15 protein-coding genes and 1 pseudogene are annotated in these 14,362 nt (G+C 64.2%); 6 read left to right on the top strand and 10 right to left on the bottom strand.

Going from position 1 to position 14,362, the window contains the following annotated elements:
- The first annotated feature begins 61 nt into the window (after positions 1-61).
- The gene (locus FR699_RS07515; RefSeq protein ID WP_158855045.1) at positions 62-748 is read left to right on the top strand and encodes an SOS response-associated peptidase; all 687 of its coding nucleotides are present in this window, start codon (positions 62-64) and stop codon (positions 746-748) included.
- Positions 749-771: 23 nt separating this feature from the next.
- Here FR699_RS07515 and FR699_RS07510 read toward each other — a convergent pair whose 3' ends face one another.
- From FR699_RS07510 to FR699_RS07490, 5 genes are all read right to left on the bottom strand, one after another.
- Complete coding sequence (locus FR699_RS07510; protein ID WP_158855044.1) at positions 772-1,365, bottom strand: GNAT family N-acetyltransferase; 594 nt, start codon at positions 1,363-1,365, stop codon at positions 772-774.
- Between the two features lie 58 nt (positions 1,366-1,423).
- Positions 1,424-2,269 (bottom strand): fructosamine kinase family protein, encoded by an 846-nt coding sequence (locus FR699_RS07505; RefSeq protein ID WP_154553165.1) that lies wholly within the window; start codon positions 2,267-2,269, stop codon positions 1,424-1,426.
- Positions 2,270-2,271: 2 nt separating this feature from the next.
- The gene (locus FR699_RS07500) at positions 2,272-3,255 is read right to left on the bottom strand and encodes an HAD family phosphatase (protein WP_158855043.1); all 984 of its coding nucleotides are present in this window, start codon (positions 3,253-3,255) and stop codon (positions 2,272-2,274) included.
- A gap of 90 nt (positions 3,256-3,345) precedes the next feature.
- Positions 3,346-3,960, bottom strand: coding sequence for a translation initiation factor IF-2 subunit beta (locus FR699_RS07495; protein WP_154551070.1), 615 nt, complete (start codon positions 3,958-3,960; stop codon positions 3,346-3,348).
- Positions 3,961-4,041: 81 nt separating this feature from the next.
- Complete coding sequence (locus tag FR699_RS07490) at positions 4,042-5,049, bottom strand: glycosyltransferase family 4 protein (protein ID WP_158855042.1); 1,008 nt, start codon at positions 5,047-5,049, stop codon at positions 4,042-4,044.
- A 182-nt stretch (positions 5,050-5,231) separates the two neighbouring features.
- Between FR699_RS07490 and FR699_RS07485 the strand changes: the two genes are divergently transcribed.
- The 3 genes from FR699_RS07485 to FR699_RS07475 all read left to right on the top strand — a co-directional run bounded on the left by FR699_RS07485 (position 5,232) and on the right by FR699_RS07475 (position 8,843).
- Positions 5,232-7,079, top strand: a complete 1,848-nt coding sequence (locus FR699_RS07485) for a hypothetical protein (protein ID WP_158855041.1) — start codon at positions 5,232-5,234, stop codon at positions 7,077-7,079.
- 267 nt (positions 7,080-7,346) lie between these two features.
- On the top strand, positions 7,347-7,631 hold the full coding sequence (eif1A, locus tag FR699_RS07480) for a translation initiation factor eIF-1A (protein WP_158855040.1): 285 nt from the start codon (positions 7,347-7,349) through the stop codon (positions 7,629-7,631).
- A 159-nt stretch (positions 7,632-7,790) separates the two neighbouring features.
- The gene (locus tag FR699_RS07475; protein WP_154551074.1) at positions 7,791-8,843 is read left to right on the top strand and encodes a hypothetical protein; all 1,053 of its coding nucleotides are present in this window, start codon (positions 7,791-7,793) and stop codon (positions 8,841-8,843) included.
- Positions 8,844-9,058: 215 nt separating this feature from the next.
- Here FR699_RS07475 and FR699_RS07470 read toward each other — a convergent pair whose 3' ends face one another.
- Both FR699_RS07470 and FR699_RS07465 read right to left on the bottom strand, forming a co-directional pair.
- On the bottom strand, positions 9,059-9,562 hold the full coding sequence (locus FR699_RS07470; protein ID WP_154551075.1) for a hypothetical protein: 504 nt from the start codon (positions 9,560-9,562) through the stop codon (positions 9,059-9,061).
- 189 nt (positions 9,563-9,751) lie between these two features.
- The gene (locus FR699_RS07465; RefSeq protein WP_158855039.1) at positions 9,752-10,786 is read right to left on the bottom strand and encodes a phytoene/squalene synthase family protein; all 1,035 of its coding nucleotides are present in this window, start codon (positions 10,784-10,786) and stop codon (positions 9,752-9,754) included.
- A gap of 115 nt (positions 10,787-10,901) precedes the next feature.
- Here FR699_RS07465 and FR699_RS07460 point away from each other — a divergent pair, with 115 nt between their 5' ends.
- Positions 10,902-11,546, top strand: a complete 645-nt coding sequence (locus tag FR699_RS07460; protein WP_158855038.1) for a bifunctional 2-polyprenyl-6-hydroxyphenol methylase/3-demethylubiquinol 3-O-methyltransferase UbiG — start codon at positions 10,902-10,904, stop codon at positions 11,544-11,546.
- A gap of 55 nt (positions 11,547-11,601) precedes the next feature.
- Here FR699_RS07460 and FR699_RS07455 read toward each other — a convergent pair whose 3' ends face one another.
- Positions 11,602-12,105 carry a dihydrofolate reductase gene (locus FR699_RS07455; RefSeq protein ID WP_229770508.1) on the bottom strand — a complete coding sequence of 168 codons (504 nt, stop codon included), beginning with the start codon at positions 12,103-12,105 and terminating at the stop codon, positions 11,602-11,604.
- A gap of 127 nt (positions 12,106-12,232) precedes the next feature.
- Between FR699_RS07455 and FR699_RS07450 the strand changes: the two genes are divergently transcribed.
- On the top strand, positions 12,233-13,000 hold the full coding sequence (locus FR699_RS07450; protein WP_154551078.1) for a hypothetical protein: 768 nt from the start codon (positions 12,233-12,235) through the stop codon (positions 12,998-13,000).
- A gap of 168 nt (positions 13,001-13,168) precedes the next feature.
- On the opposite strand, the pseudogene FR699_RS13470 reads toward FR699_RS07450, so the two are convergent.
- Positions 13,169-13,638, bottom strand: a pseudogene (locus FR699_RS13470) (nucleic acid-binding protein).
- Positions 13,635-13,886 (bottom strand): hypothetical protein, encoded by a 252-nt coding sequence (locus FR699_RS07440; RefSeq protein WP_158855037.1) that lies wholly within the window; start codon positions 13,884-13,886, stop codon positions 13,635-13,637. The pseudogene FR699_RS13470 and the gene FR699_RS07440 overlap by 4 nt, the downstream one beginning before the upstream one ends.
- Between the last annotated feature and the right edge of the window lie 476 nt (positions 13,887-14,362).

Here is a 14,362-nt window from a genome sequence, read left to right as displayed (position 1 = left end):
CGCGCGCAGGCGACTCTCGACAGGCCCCAGCCTTTTGTCCGCCGGTGGCCCTACACCGCGTATGTGCGGTCGATACGGGCTGTTCACGCCGCCGACTGATCTCGAAGCGCGGTTCGACGCCTCCATGGCGTGTGACTTCGAGCCGACGTACAACGCCGCTCCGAGCGAGTCGCTGCCGGTCATCGACGCCGAGCAGTCACGCCAGATCCGGACGCGCCAGTGGGGACTGATCCCGTCCTGGGCCGACGATCTGGACGCCCATCGTCACACCAATGCCCGCGCCGAGACGCTCTTCGAGCGGCCGAGTTTTCGGGAGTCTGCCGAGCAACGGCGGTGTCTCGTCCTCGCTGACGGGTTCTACGAGTGGGGGGCGCCGGACGGACAGCGCCGTCCCCACTTCGTCAGACGGACCGACGGCGAGCCATTCGCGATGGCGGGTCTCTGGGAACGGTGGACGCCCTCGAGGACTCAAACGAAGCTGGGGTCGCTTACGGCCGAGCCGGAACCGATCGAGACGTTCACCATCGTCACGACCCAGGCCAACGACGCGATCGAGCCACTCCACGATCGGATGCCGGTCGTGTTGCCGCCCGACGCCGAGGGACCCTGGCTGTCAGCTGACCCCGGTCGGGCGGCGTCGTTGCTGGAACCGCTCTCAGCCCAGCACCTTCGCGTCGATCCCGTCTCGCGGGCTGTCAACGATCCGACGGCGACGGGACCCAAGCTGGTCACGCCGATCGAGCAGTGACTCGATCCAGCTGGCCCTTCTCGTTAACTCTCGACCGGCTGGACGCCCACCAAGCCATCGAGGCTGCTTGTCCACTCGAAACCGGGGAGACGCACGTGTGAGAGTGATCCTTCGACGGCAAATCCCAGTCCTTCGAACACTAGCTGTGACGGGCGGTTATCGGGGGCGACCAGCGCCAGGCAGGCCCCGGTCTCCGCGGCCGCGAGGGCCGCTGCCTGTGCGACGAGTGCCGACGCGATCCCGCGTCGTCGATAGGCTGGGGTGACGTACAAGGCCCAGATGTACCCTCCGTCGAATTGCAGGGTCGTATCGATCGGCTCGACAGTGACCTGGCGGTCGATCGAGAGGACAACCGATCCCACGGTGCCTTCGATCGTCTCGACCCGGACGACCCAGTCGTCGGGAGCGATCGGGGCCTCGATCGTGTCGCTGTCACGATCGGCTCCGCGATCGACGGCCAACGAGAGGTCGGGCGAGAGCGACGGTACCGGGACATCGAACGCTTCCGTCCGGTAGAGGCGAAGGCGGGCAATCCTGATCCCCCGATTCGTGAGTGCGTTCCACAGTGCTCGCCCGCACCTGGTCCGGGTCAGTCGCCAGACTGGGACGGCGTCCATCATCCTGCGTCTCGGAGGCGATAGCGATAAACGCTCTGGCTGTCGACTCGTGGGACGGTCAGTAGCCCAGTTCGGCAAGGGTCGCTTCGAGGCCGGGCAGATACTCCTCGCCGAACAGCCCAACGTGGATCAACAGCGGATACAGCCGGTAGACGAACCGGCGCGATTCGAAGAACCCCGGTTCGATCGATCGCAACGACCGGTAACGGTCGAAAAACGGGTTCCCGAACGTCTCGGTCCAGTCGATGTACGCGAGTTCGATCTCGGGATGCCCGTAGTAGGTCGCCGGATCGAGAAACGCCCGGACTTCGCCCTCGGCCGCGAGGACGTTCGTCCGCCAGACGTCGCCGTGGAGAAGTGCGGGCTCTGCAGGCTGGCTCAGTAGGTCTTCCAGGTCGTCGGCGACTGCCTGTACCCGCGCCGCCAGATCGTCACCGAGTGGGCCGTCCTCGCGAGCGCCACGGAGTTGCGGGACCAGTCGCTGTGCCCGGAAGAACGCGATCCAGTTTTCACGCCAGGGGTTTGGCTGGTCGAGCGAGCCCACGAGCGTATCGAAGGGAAAGCCCACGGCCTCGGCGGTAACGTCGTGTAACGCCGCCACGTGTTCGGCGGCGTTGCGCTCGACTGGGGGCGTGATCGCCGACTCGCCTGCCACGTGCTCGATGACCAGGAGTTCGTCACTGGCCCACAACACGTCGGGGACCGGTAGCGCCGAGTGCTCGGCGAGGTATTCCAGCATCTTCGCCTCGACCGACAGTGGTGTCTCTCCGGTCTTGGCGACGACCGGCGACCGCTCGGCGAAGTCGATGCGATAGACACGGCCGATCATGCCACCGTCGAGTTTCTGGCACCCGGTCGACTCGGCATCGAGTCCGTCGGCGACCTGCCCGGCGATCGACGCCATGGTCATCGCTTACCCCCCGACTCGTTTGCCGATCCCGGTTCACTGTCGTCGGATCCGAACGGACATGCTGCCATCGTCCGTTCGAGCGCTGTCCCGAGAGCCATCTCCCGGGGGACAGTCACCACGTCGGTCGATCGATCGAGTTGGTCTGCACCGAGGGCCTCCGCACTGACTGTCCGGGACTCGGCTGGCAACTCCTCGATGACGTTCCCGCGACCGGCGACCGCCAGAAACAGATCGGCCGCTCGGGCCATCGGCAGGTCGCTGGCCGAATCACCGGCAGCGATCACGTAGTCCCAGTCTCGTCGGTTGCGTAGTCGTTCGACCGCTGGCCCCTTCTGGACGAAGCTGTACTCGCCGGTGAAGCGACCGTCTCGCGTCTCGAAATCGGTGCCGACCACTCGGACACGATCATCGATCAGTTGTGCGTACTGGGTGGCGACGTGTGTCGGGACGTCCGTGACGAGAACGACGTCGACACCGCGCTCACGAAGCGTTTCCTGAAGCCGTTCGTCGACACGGACGGCGAGCCCGAGCGCCGCTGTCACGGCGTCGTCGATCTGCTCGGCGCGCTTGTCCCTCAGCAACTGGCCGTAGGCGTCGAGTACCTGTGTCTGCATCGACCGGTAGTCCGCTCCATCGCCGGTCGGGCCACTCCGCGAGGCTCCTCGGGCGCGCAGTCGGATCGCCTTCGCGAGGACGCGAGCGACGATAGCATCCAGTCCCATCGCGGCGAGTGCGTCACAGCCGCGTAAGGCGCCCAGCCACCGGTCCCGGGAGCGATCGCCTCCGGCGTAGTCGGCGACCGCCCCGAGCACGTTCCGGATGGCCGCTCGATCGGCGTCACTCAGCGGGAGCTCACTCGCATACGGGAGGACGGCGAGCGTTTCGACGAAGATCGAGCCGTGTCGGTGGATCGTCCCGTCGATATCGAGACAGAGGCCGACGCGACGAGTGGGCGTTCCGGCCGACTGGGACGCTGTCATCGAACCGATACTCGACCGTCACTGAGTTTAACGTATCGGGTCGGTGTCGAGACACCCCTGTGGCCGCTCTACGGACCCACCGGCCGTAGCTCAGGCCTGACGGGCGAACGCGAGGTTGCCGTTGATCGATTCGATGTACGCCTCTACGACGTCGCCTTCGCTGGCTCCCGGGACGAAGATCGTGTAGTTGCCCTTCTCGGCGACGCCGTCACCTTTCCGGCCGGTGCCGACGATCTTGACCTCGTAGCTTTTGCCTTCTTCGAGGGTGGGGCGCTGGCCTTGCGAACTCGACGACGACGCGCGCGTCTCGACGGGCCGGAAGGCCCCGCAAGCCTGACAGCGGAGCATGTCGATACCGTTCTCGGTCGCCAAGATCGTATCCGGCAGGCCACACTCAGAGCAGGTGACGTACTCGGCGACGTAGCTGTCGATCGCTGCGGCGAAGTCCGCGCCGTCGAACTCGCCGTTGTATCGGGCGCGGTCGTCCTCGAATTGCCCGCTGGTACCGAGTTCGCGCTGGATCGAGCGGTGGACGTGTTCGGCATCGCGAGAGAGGGCGTCCGCGATCGCTCCCAGGTTCGTCAGTCGGGTAAACGCCCCGTCGGCTTCGCCCTCGGGATCGGGGATCGAGAGTCGTCGTTCGTCGGCCGCCGGGCGGTCGGGCAGCGCGTCGTGGGCTCGCTGTAAGGCCTGCTCGTAGTTCATACTGTCCGGACGTGATCCAGACAGAAGGATGCTCCGTGAGGCGTGATAGAGCGGGTCACGCCGCTGGCTCTCGTGGCTTCGCTATCGCTCGTCGGCGAGGACGTCACGGTAGACCGCAAGAAGGTCGTCGGCGATCGCATCGATGGTGTAGGAGTCACTCTGCTCGCTGGCCCGTTTTCCGAGTCGTTCACGTCGCTCCGGGTCCCGCAGGCGATCGATCGGCTCGGTGAACTCCTCGCTTCCCTTCAGGCAGTCCTCGCCATCAGTCAGCCACTCGAAGGTCGGAATGTCTCGGACGACCGGCGGCCGGCCACAGGCCATCGCTTCGAGCAGCGCCATTCCCTCGTTCTCGTTTTTCGTCGGGAAAAAGAAGATGTCTCCCGCCGCGAACCCACCCCGAATATCCTCGATATAGCCGGTAAACGTACAGTTTTCGGGCGCGTTCGCGACGAGTTGCTTTGCCGTCTGTGAGCGAAGCAGACTGTCCAGTCGGCCTCCACCGGTCGGGTTGAGATAGCCAAACCACGCAAAATCCAGCTCCGGCATCGCCCGGGCCGTCTCGATGAACGCCCGTAGGCCCTTGCGCTCGATGACGTGGCCGACGTTGAACACGACCGGGGGGTCCAGATCGTAGCGGTCGAGATACGCTTCGCGGAGCGACTCGAACCCCTCGAGGCGTTCGGGATCGAACCCGTTCGAGACGACCGACGTCGGGACGTCACAGTAGCCTTCGATCACGTCGCGGTTGTGCTCGGACGGACAGATCAACCGGTCGCCCAGTCCATAGGCCGCTTCGAGATAGGGCCGCAGGGGCTTGGCCAGGAGGTTCGAGAATGCGAAACTCTCCCGGAAATCAGCCGCCGTCTGGTGGGTGTGAATCACGACCGGCACGCCGGCCCGCTGGGCGCGCCAGGCGTAGAAAACCGACTGTGGCCCCATGTTGTTGAGGTGTAAGAGATCGGCCCCGAGATCGGGCTCGGTCGTGTATTCGATCCCGGCCCGATCGAGGATCGTCCGTTGCTGGCGGACTGACTGGGCCTGTCCGCCGGTGATCGCGTCTTCCCACTCGAAATAGTGACTAATCCGCACGCGTGTCTTCGATCTCGCGGGCCACCGTTCAGTACCTTCCGGATTCGAGTCGCCTCTCGATCTGTGCCGGCCGCAAGCATTTACTCACTGCGTGAGAACGAACTGGCAGACATGGAGCACCCAGCCCACACCGATCGCCGACAGCAGACAGCACTGAGACGGACAACTGGGGGGCGGCGAGCATGAGTTTCGGGCGTCGGCTCGGCCTCGCGTTCGCCGGAGTGGTACTCGTCGTGGCGTTGGTCGGGAGCAACGTGTTCATTACGGCCGGACAAACCGCGTTGCGTGCCGATTACGTGACCGACACACTCGACGACGAGGACGCCTATACCGAGGCGATAGACGTCCTCGAAGAACGGATCAGCACCGAGATCGACTCGGTGGATCTCGATACGAGCGGGGCGTTGCCGGCCCAGATCGACGCCTCGGGCGTCGAACCCGAGCAGCTCGTCGACGAGGCGCTCACGGAGTCGTACGTCCGGACCCAGACCAACGAGAACATCGATGCGATCTACGCGTTTCTCCACGGTGAGACGGATTCGCTGTCGCTTTCGGTCGATCTCGCGCCGGTAAAGTCGAACTTCGCACAGGCAGTCACCGAGGGCATGATCGCCGTCGACGCGCCTGCCCTGGCCGACATCGCGGCCAATCAACTCGACGGGGCCGGCGGACAGATCGACGCCACGACCGTCGAAGGCTTACTCGACAGCGAGTCGAGCTTCCAGCAGACCCGGGCCGAGTTCCAGTCGTCGCTGGGCGATGGAGCAGATCTCCAGACCGTCAACCAGCAACTCAAGTCCGAACTCGAAACGGCGACGCGCCAAGAAGTCGGCGGGTACGACCAGGAGCTCACCGATGGGGCTGTCGACTTCCAGTTCGCGACGGTCGACGCACTGACGAGCGATCTCACCTACCAGGAATACCGCCAGCAGGTCGAGTCCCTCACACAGCGGATCGCCGAGCGAGCCCAGGTGATCGTCCGTGAGCGACTCGACCAAGAGCTGCCCAACACTCTCTCGCTGACCGAAAATATGGATACCGAGGCGCGGGACCGTCTCGATACCGCCGCTGACGGCGTCCAGCTCGTCGATCTGCTCACCCTGGCGTTGCCCGCGTTGGCCCTGTTGGTGATCGGTGTCCTCGCCGTACTCACGCGCTCGCTGTGGACCGTCGGCCGGACAGTCGGCGCGAGTTCACTGATCGCCGGCATCGCCGGATTTCTCCCAGCATTGTTGGCGCGTGATCCACTCACCTCGGCGATCCGGGACGCTATCGGCGGGCCGGACGGTCAGCGCTTTGCCGACGTGACGATCGCTCTCGTCGACGGCATCTTCGCTCAACTTCGAACCCAGTCACTGCTCTTGCTCGTCGCCGGGCTCGTCTTGCTCGTGCTCGTGTTCGCCGACAAACGCGGTTACTTCGATGGGTTGCGACGGCAACTCGGCTTTGGCCCTGCCCCGCGGGCTGGTGGTCCAGGTGGCTCCCGTCAGGCGGCCCAGCCGCCTCGCGGAGACGCCGGCGGTCGTGCGGGTACCCAGCCCGGTCAACGCGCCGGACAACGCCAGGGCCAGCCCCGTGGCCAGGGTCCACGCCAGCAGGGTGGGCAGCCGAGCCAGGGCAGCCAGCAGACGACCCCGCAACGTGGCCAGCAGACCGGCCGACAACAGCCCGATAACGCACAGCCACGCCAGCGAGGCGGGCGCCACTCTCGGGGCCAGGGGCAGTCCCAGCAGCGCCAGGGTGACGACCGCACTCGGCCCGGCCAGGGACAGCCACCGGCCGGCGTCGACCCACAGGACCCCCGGGCCGGCCAGCCCAGCGAGTCCGACGCTTCGACGCCAGTGGGAGACGCTGGAGAGGACTCGTCATCAGGCGCCGGCACACCCGACGAAAGCAGGGCTGTGAGTGACGACCCGTCGGGAGAACCCGACGCTACGGAGACTGACTCAGCGGCCGAGGACCCGACAGCATCCGAATCCGATTCGGACGCGGCCGACGACTCCACAGACGACACTGCCGATCGCACCTGAGAGCCCTCGGCCAGTCTCGGGGCACTGTGTCAGTCCAGTCTCTCTTCTGGTCGGCTCCACTACCGGCCGTCGGGCCAGTATCGGTTTGACTGCGTGAGTCGCTACTGGGCGATCGTGGTAGCGAGCGCGAGACGGAGCAACGCAATTCACGGTCTCTCATCTCCGTTCGTGGCTATCTGTGGCCCGACTCCCTCTGTGAGAGACGCCCATGGGGCGAGATACCACCGGTCCCGCACGCCTTTAGCGTGTCCGGGTCCTAACAATGCTATGAGCGAAGAATCAGGGCGCCGGAATCTTCGGATGCCCGACGACGACGAGGTGTTCGCCGTGGTGACACAGCACAACGGCGGCAACCACGTCGAACTGCAGTGTGAGGACGGCAAGACCCGCATGGGGCGCATCCCCGGGCGCATGAAGTACCGCGTCTGGATCGAGGAGGGCGACGTCGTGCTGGCCGAACCGTGGGACTGGCAAGACGAGAAGGCAAACGTCGAGTGGCGCTACGACAACGCCGACGCCGAGCAGCTCCGTCGCGAAGGGCACATCGACTGACGCAGGGCTTCTTGGGATTTCTTTCCGGCCCGTAGTCCCAACCTCGCGTCGCCGTCGCTGTTCTCGCCTGGCTCTCCAGGTGTACGCCCGCATTCTGGCCCGGCCCAGTCCGTTGCCGACCACAGAGGACTTTTCCCGCCGACGCCAGTAGCTTCGGCCATGCCAGGTGCCGGCGAGGCGCCCAGCGATCGGTTACGTGATCGGGCCAGCGGGAGTGATTCGAAGCTCTGGCTGTTCATGGGTGCCGATCGGTGGCTCGTCACGGGATTGCTCGTCGCGGTCGTGTTCGTCACGCTGACCGCTGCAGGCTCCCTTCTGCCGGCCGCCGAGGTCGCAATCCGATCGGGTGACTCGGTGGACACCCTCTTTCAGGCCCTGTTGACGGCGACGATCACCGGCGTCACGCTCGTGCTCACCCTGAACCAACTGGTGCTCTCTCAGGAACTCGGTGCTGCGGGCGACCAGCGCGAGCGCATGGAGGAGGCCATGGCGTTCCGCGAGGACGTCGCCGACGCCGTCGGAACGCCCGTGAGTCCGGCTCGGCCGGCACAGTTCCTCCGGGCGCTCGTCCAGGTCTCCGGCGAGCGGGCACGTGACCTCCGGGACGCCGTCAGTACCGACGCGGACGCGAGCACGTCCGATACGGAGCTGCAGGAGGCGGTTGAAGATTTCACCGATAGTCTGATAGCAAATTCCGAGACGGTCGCGACGGGACTCGACGACGCTCGCTTTGGCGAGTTCGACGTCATCGCCTCGGCGCTCGATTTCAACTACTCCTGGAAGATCTTCACGGCCCGCCGCATCCACGAGCGCTACGGCGATGCCCTCGATACGGAGGGGCAGGCCGCCCTCGACCAGTTGATCGACACGCTAGAACTGTTTGGCCCCGCCCGCGAACACTTCAAGACGCTGTACTTCCAGTGGGATCTCATCGACCTCTCGCGGCGGATCCTCGTGGCATCGGTCCCGGCGTTGCTGGTCTCGGCAACGATGGTCGCGTTTTTCGACGCGTCGACGCACACACCGGCTGTCGCTGGCGTCGACATGTTGGTCCCGATCGTGGCAGCCGCGACGACGGTCGCGCTGATCCCGTTCTTGCTCCTGCTTGCCTACATCGTGCGGATCGCGACGGTCACCAAGCACACCCTCTCGATCGGTCCCTTCATTCTCCGGGAGACCGACGACGTCGCCGAGGTCGAATGGGACCAGTAACGGCGCTCGTTGTCCCCTGCGTGCAGTTCCGTGATGCGTCCGATAACTGGCGTCTCCTGACTACAGCGACACCGCTCTCGGATGTATCCGATGTATTATACTGCATCCACGCTGGCGACACTTCCCTGGCAAACACGCGACCGACGGCAGCGTCCCGCGTTCGCGCGAGATTGCGCCCCACGTCGTCGCCGTCCCACCTGAGCTAGTACCCGCGCTTACGAGGCGTCGTCGTCTTCGTCGCGCTCGCTCGCCTTGCTGATCTCCTCGCTGACGGTTTCCTCGACTTGCTCGCTGACTGTATCCTCGACGGTTTCTTCGACTTGCTCGCTGACGGTCTCGGTCACCTCTTCGGTGACTGTCTCGCCGACTTGTTCGGCGACGTCGTCGACCTCCTTGGAGACAGTTTCGCTGACGGTCTGTTCGACCTCGTCGCTGACCGATTCTTCGACGCGATCGACCTCTTTAGAGACGGTCTCGCTGACGGTCTGTTCGACCTCGTTGTGGACGGTCTCTTCGACCCGTTGGGCCATCTCGCTGGTCATCCAGTCGGGGTCGAACCGCCCCATCTTCCAGGCAATGTGGATGACGTAGGCGATCAGTGCACCCAGTCCGAAAGCCACGCCGACACTGGTCTCGGCGACGAAGATAATCCCGACTGCGACGAAGATGAGCGCCCCATACGCCAGGTCGACGAGAAAATCGACACGCGAGGGATTCATCGTTTCGTCACCGCTGTTCGGTCGGTGTGTTCGTTGTATCCGTCCATACGCGACGGTTCGACCTGGCCACAGGAATAACCACCCATTTGCGATCGTCCCGTCCAGTCTTCGGGTTCGTGACGGCACCATTCCGCGCGAGGCTCGATCTCTCCGTCGGCGTGCCCCCCCGGCGGCGTCCGTTCGTGGCGGTCAGTCTCCGAGTGGCGCCTGGCGCAGCTCTTCTCGTAGAGCCTGGATATCCGGTTCGTTGTCGCCAGCGAAGCGAGCCCGGACCGCCAGCACTTCCTGGCGGGAGACGGTGACGCTGCCCGCTTCGACGACGGCCGCCGGGTTCGATTTCAGCTCTCGGATCGTCCCGACGGCGAGTAAAAACGGGATCGCCCACGCCGCCCGGGTGTTGCCACGCACTTCGGGCATGGTTTCGAGCCAGGACTGTGCACCATCGAGGTATCGCTCGGCTCGCTCGACGATCTGCGTGATGATCGGCGCGAACGCCGCCCCGCTCGACGGATCGGCGATGTCCGCGGGTTCGAGCCCTTCCTCGGCGAGTAAGGGTTGTGGCACGTAGACGTTCCGTTCCGTCCGGTAGTCCGTCGCGACGTCTTTGGCGACGTTGACGAGCTGTAACAACAGTGCGAACGATTCGGCGTCTTCGCGAAACGACTCTCGCTGTCCCGGGTCGACCTCTTCGAGTAAGAGCGACGTGACGAACTCACCGACGGTCCCGGCCACGTACCAGCAGTACGACTCTAGCTCCTCGAACGATTGGAGGCGAAGCCCGCCGGTGTCGGCGTATCGCTCGACGAACGTCGCCATTCCGTCGACGAGCTCCCGGATCGACGGCCGGATCACGTCTCTGGAAGCCGCCGGGAGCGACTCGAACTCCCCAACGGCTTCCGGGGCGCGAGCGACGACATCCCAGTCGTCGCTTGGCTCGGTGGGGAGCCACGGTTCGACGGCCGTCCGAAACGCCTCGATCGACGTCTCGTCGTCCGGGTCCAGGGCACGACTGTACGTCTCGAGGAGTGCGACCCGCTCCCCGGGCGGGATGTGGCGAGCGTCCTCGACGGTATCGGCGATCCGACAGAGCAGGTACCCGAGACAGATCTCCCGGGCCATCGGCTCGCGCAACTCGTCGATGGTGAGCGCAAACGTCCGTGAGACAGTCGTCACGGCGTCGTAGTACCACGCAAGTTCGTTCCGCTCGGTCTGCTCGTCGGCCATCTCGATATCGGATCAACGAGCTCCCCACTTGAAAACGTGACTGCATTGGATGACTGCTCGCTGTTCCCGGCCGGCGTGTCGAGGAACCTTTCTGTCTCCCTACCGAACAGTGGGTGTGGATTCAAACGACGTCCGCCGCACGTGGGCCGATCGATCCGGCGAGTTCTCCCCGGCGTACTACGCCCACTACGGTCCGGACGAGAAAAGCGAGGCGATCGGTGACCTGCTGGCTGGGACTATCGCCAAGGATGACTCGGTGCTGGAACTGGGCTTTGGGTCCGGCCGGCATCTCTCTCATCTCCAGCAGCGTGGATTCGAGTCACTCTCCGGTGTCGATGTCAACGAGGATGCTCTCGACGTTATGACTGATGCGTACCCGGCTCTCGCAGCCGACGGTACCTTCTATTTTGAAGCGATCGAGGATGTCGTCGAGGACTTCGACGACGGGGCCTTCGAGGCCGTCTACTCCGTCGAAACCCTCCAGCACGTTCATCCCGATGCCGACTGGGTATTTGCTGAACTTCGCCGGATTACGGATGCCCTTCTCGTCACGATCGAAAACGAGAGCGAGGTCGAGGCCGGGCAGTCCGGCGACCCGGCGGTCACCTACGTCAACGACGAGGTGCCGCTGTACTATCGTGACTGGAAGCAGGTGTTTACCGACGCTGGCTTCGTCGAGATCGAATCCCGCCCTCTCGGTCGCGACATCTTGCGCGTGTTCCGTCCGGACGACCACGAGGCGCTCTCGGAGTCGTCTTGACGCGGTGCTGTCTAGCCCAGGTTCGGTGGTCCGCAAGCCCCATTCGTGATGGAACTTATCCGTCCGCTCGTTCCCACCGTTCGAGCGTGTATCCCTCGAAGCGTGTATCGTCCGTCCGGGTCCAGACACTGGTGTCGAAATCGGGAAATTCGGCGTCGCCCTCGTACGTGCCATCGATTCGACTCACCAGCAGCCGATCGCAATACGGGAGAAAGGCCGCGTAGATCGCCGCCCCGCCGAGGACGTACAGCACCGGCGCGTCTTCCGTGCGGGCGCGTTCGATCGTTGCCTCGACGCCGCTGGTGTGGACGACCGCTGGCTCGTCGTACGTCCGCTCGGTACGGCTCAACACGAGTTGTCTGGCTCCGGGCGGGTCCTCAAACATCTCGAAAGTCCGGCGGCCGATGGCGACGGTTTCTCCGGCAACACGCTCACGATACCGGCGGACTTCCTCGGGCAAGTGCCACGGCAGGGTCGGTCCATCACCGATGACACCGTTCTCGGCGACGGCCGCGACGGCGACGATATCCATGCATAGCTGTTCGCAGGCACTGGTCATTAATCGCCGGGCTGTCCCTCGCCGGCAGGCAGCTGCTCGGCACTCGCCGCGGTCTCCACGACGGATCTGGTCCACCCGCTGCTTTCGATAACGAACGTTTCTCACGGTGGAGTGCAAAGCGGTAGCCATGTGCCCACAAACTGGTGACTACGACGACCGGGCTGTCGCCGCACTCGCCGACCGCAACTACGAGACTGCAGGAGACGCCTTCGCGCGGGCCGGCTGGCAAACACTCACTGCGCCACGGCCAGGCCAAAGCCCGTTCGATGCCGACGAGAAAGGGTGGGTCGGGAACGCCCTCAAACACCACGTGACGAGCGCGCTCTGCTATCGTGTCGCCGGTTGTCACACTCGGGCCCGGCATCGCGGGACCGAGGCTGCTGCGATTGGTCGTGACCTCCAGACGGTCCTCGAACACCCCGCACAGCAAGCCTGTCTTCAGGAACTGATCGGTGATGCCAGACTCGCCGGCGGACTCGACGGTCCAGCCGAGGCCTACAGTGAGGCAGCCCAAGCCTATCGTGGGGCCGCCAAATCGGTCGAGGAGCCACAGTATTGGGGGACGACACCGCTTTTCGAGGCGGCCACAGCCCCGCTCCAGCAGGTCGCCCGAAGTACGGCAAACGGGGAGATTGCCGTCACCTGGGAAGCCCTCCACGGCTCGGATCCGTCGAGGCCGGGTCAATTTCTCGCCCACCGAGCGACGTTCAAGCGCCAGCGATTTCCGGCGCTCCTCGAGTCGGTCCTCGCGGACGGCTATCTCGCTGCCCCACGCGGGACGACGGAATACAACAACGCGAACTACCAGTGTCCAGCGTGTGGCTCGACCGACGTCAACTGGGTCGCAGAGAGCGTCCTCTGTCTGCGGTGTTCGACGCCAGCTGAACGGCAGTGACCGCGTTTGGATCGGTTTGCCACCGGCGCACGGATCGAATCGACGCACAGTCGCGAGCAGTATTGTGGGGCCGCCGTGACCGCGGTCTCGGTATGGCCTCGGCACTCACGACTCACAATCTATCCATAGTGAATGTGTTCAGCGCGGCTATAGAGTCCACTCGTTCCGTTACTGTTCGTCCAGTATCTGGATGCCATGCTCAACGACCGCCTCGGTCACGAAGAGACTCGCCTCACGCTGGAGTGCTCGCATACGGGATGCCGCTTCGTCTCTGTCGAGCAACCCGCGCCCGTAACCGAGCGCGATGATGCCGATAGAACCGCGTACTTCGACGCCCGCGTCGGATGCTGTCTCTCGGGCGGCGAGGTCGTCGGCTAGGAGAACGACTCCCCGCCTTTTGCGACCGCAATCGCGGCGCGTTCTCCGGCATCCAGTTCCTCAGTTCCGACTCGGCTTTCGTCGGCTTCGACGAGTTCGTACGAGAGGTCGGCCATCCCGTCCGGAACACCACCGACGTCGACTTCCTCGTAAACCGTCTCCGGAACGAGGAGTGTGTCAAACGTCGAGAACAGTTCGAGTGAATCGATTTCGGCGAGATGGATGAGCGGTCCCGCATCCGAGACAGCCGTGAGCGTCACGCGTTCAGGCCCCAGTCGACGTCTTCCTCGACGACCTCACGCTCTCGCTCCGCCCGTTCGACTTTCGTCCGACCGACACGTTCGATCGCTTCCTGACGGTCGAGTTCGCCGTCGAGGTACCGCGCGAGAACGAGGTCCTCCAACAGGTCTTCGAGACCGCGTTCGAGTGCCTGCTCGAACACCTCGGACTCCGGAAGACCGCGGGCTTCGGCGATTTCTCGAACCCGGTCGGAGATTTCGGCGGCCATACCGTATGATTGCTCGGCAACGTTCTTAAATCCGTGTCTGCCTGCCCGGCGTAGATCTGACCGGGGCCTATGTCTACCGTGGCCACAACCAGACTCCCTCAGAGACTTCTTCTACCGTCAAAAATGGCGGCCTCGGCACTCACGACACACAATCTATCCATAGTGAATGTGTTTAGCGCGTCTATAGAGCTCGCTCGTTCCGTCATTCGGCTGCTCTGCATCAATAATCATACAGCGTATATCCGTTGTCTCGCATAGAGAAGTCTCTGGAGGTGTAGCGAGCGGAGGTGTGAGGGCGGTCTTCACCAGTCGAAGACTGATGTACACCAACAGCGCCACGATTAGGGCCGGCGCAGTGCCAATAGTTGCAAATACGATGCCTGTGATACCAGATACGATTAATTCCTTCATCATATGTTGGAGACTTTTTAGAGCGGTACTCTCCGACCCGCCGTCATGCCCCCAGCAGGATTCGA

Source organism: Halorhabdus sp. CUG00001 (assembly GCF_009797925.1).
In the GTDB taxonomy this organism is placed as follows: Archaea; Halobacteriota; Halobacteria; order Halobacteriales; family Haloarculaceae; genus Halorhabdus.
The sequence above is the reverse complement of the archived record's forward strand: the minus strand, read 5'-3'. Positions and strand labels throughout refer to the sequence as shown.

Coding starts and splice junctions, on each gene's coding strand:
- FR699_RS07515 (WP_158855045.1), top strand. CDS start 62: ATGTGCGGTCGATACGGGCTGTTCACGCCGCCGACTGATCTCGAAGCG.
- FR699_RS07510 (WP_158855044.1), bottom strand. CDS start 1,365: ATGGACGCCGTCCCAGTCTGGCGACTGACCCGGACCAGGTGCGGGCGA.
- FR699_RS07505 (WP_154553165.1), bottom strand. CDS start 2,269: ATGGCGTCGATCGCCGGGCAGGTCGCCGACGGACTCGATGCCGAGTCG.
- FR699_RS07500 (WP_158855043.1), bottom strand. CDS start 3,255: ATGACAGCGTCCCAGTCGGCCGGAACGCCCACTCGTCGCGTCGGCCTC.
- FR699_RS07495 (WP_154551070.1), bottom strand. CDS start 3,960: ATGAACTACGAGCAGGCCTTACAGCGAGCCCACGACGCGCTGCCCGAC.
- FR699_RS07485 (WP_158855041.1), top strand. CDS start 5,232: ATGAGTTTCGGGCGTCGGCTCGGCCTCGCGTTCGCCGGAGTGGTACTC.
- eif1A (WP_158855040.1), top strand. CDS start 7,347: ATGAGCGAAGAATCAGGGCGCCGGAATCTTCGGATGCCCGACGACGAC.
- FR699_RS07475 (WP_154551074.1), top strand. CDS start 7,791: ATGCCAGGTGCCGGCGAGGCGCCCAGCGATCGGTTACGTGATCGGGCC.
- FR699_RS07470 (WP_154551075.1), bottom strand. CDS start 9,562: ATGAATCCCTCGCGTGTCGATTTTCTCGTCGACCTGGCGTATGGGGCG.
- FR699_RS07465 (WP_158855039.1), bottom strand. CDS start 10,786: ATGGCCGACGAGCAGACCGAGCGGAACGAACTTGCGTGGTACTACGAC.
- FR699_RS07455 (WP_229770508.1), bottom strand. CDS start 12,105: ATGACCAGTGCCTGCGAACAGCTATGCATGGATATCGTCGCCGTCGCG.
- FR699_RS07450 (WP_154551078.1), top strand. CDS start 12,233: ATGTGCCCACAAACTGGTGACTACGACGACCGGGCTGTCGCCGCACTC.
- FR699_RS07440 (WP_158855037.1), bottom strand. CDS start 13,886: ATGGCCGCCGAAATCTCCGACCGGGTTCGAGAAATCGCCGAAGCCCGC.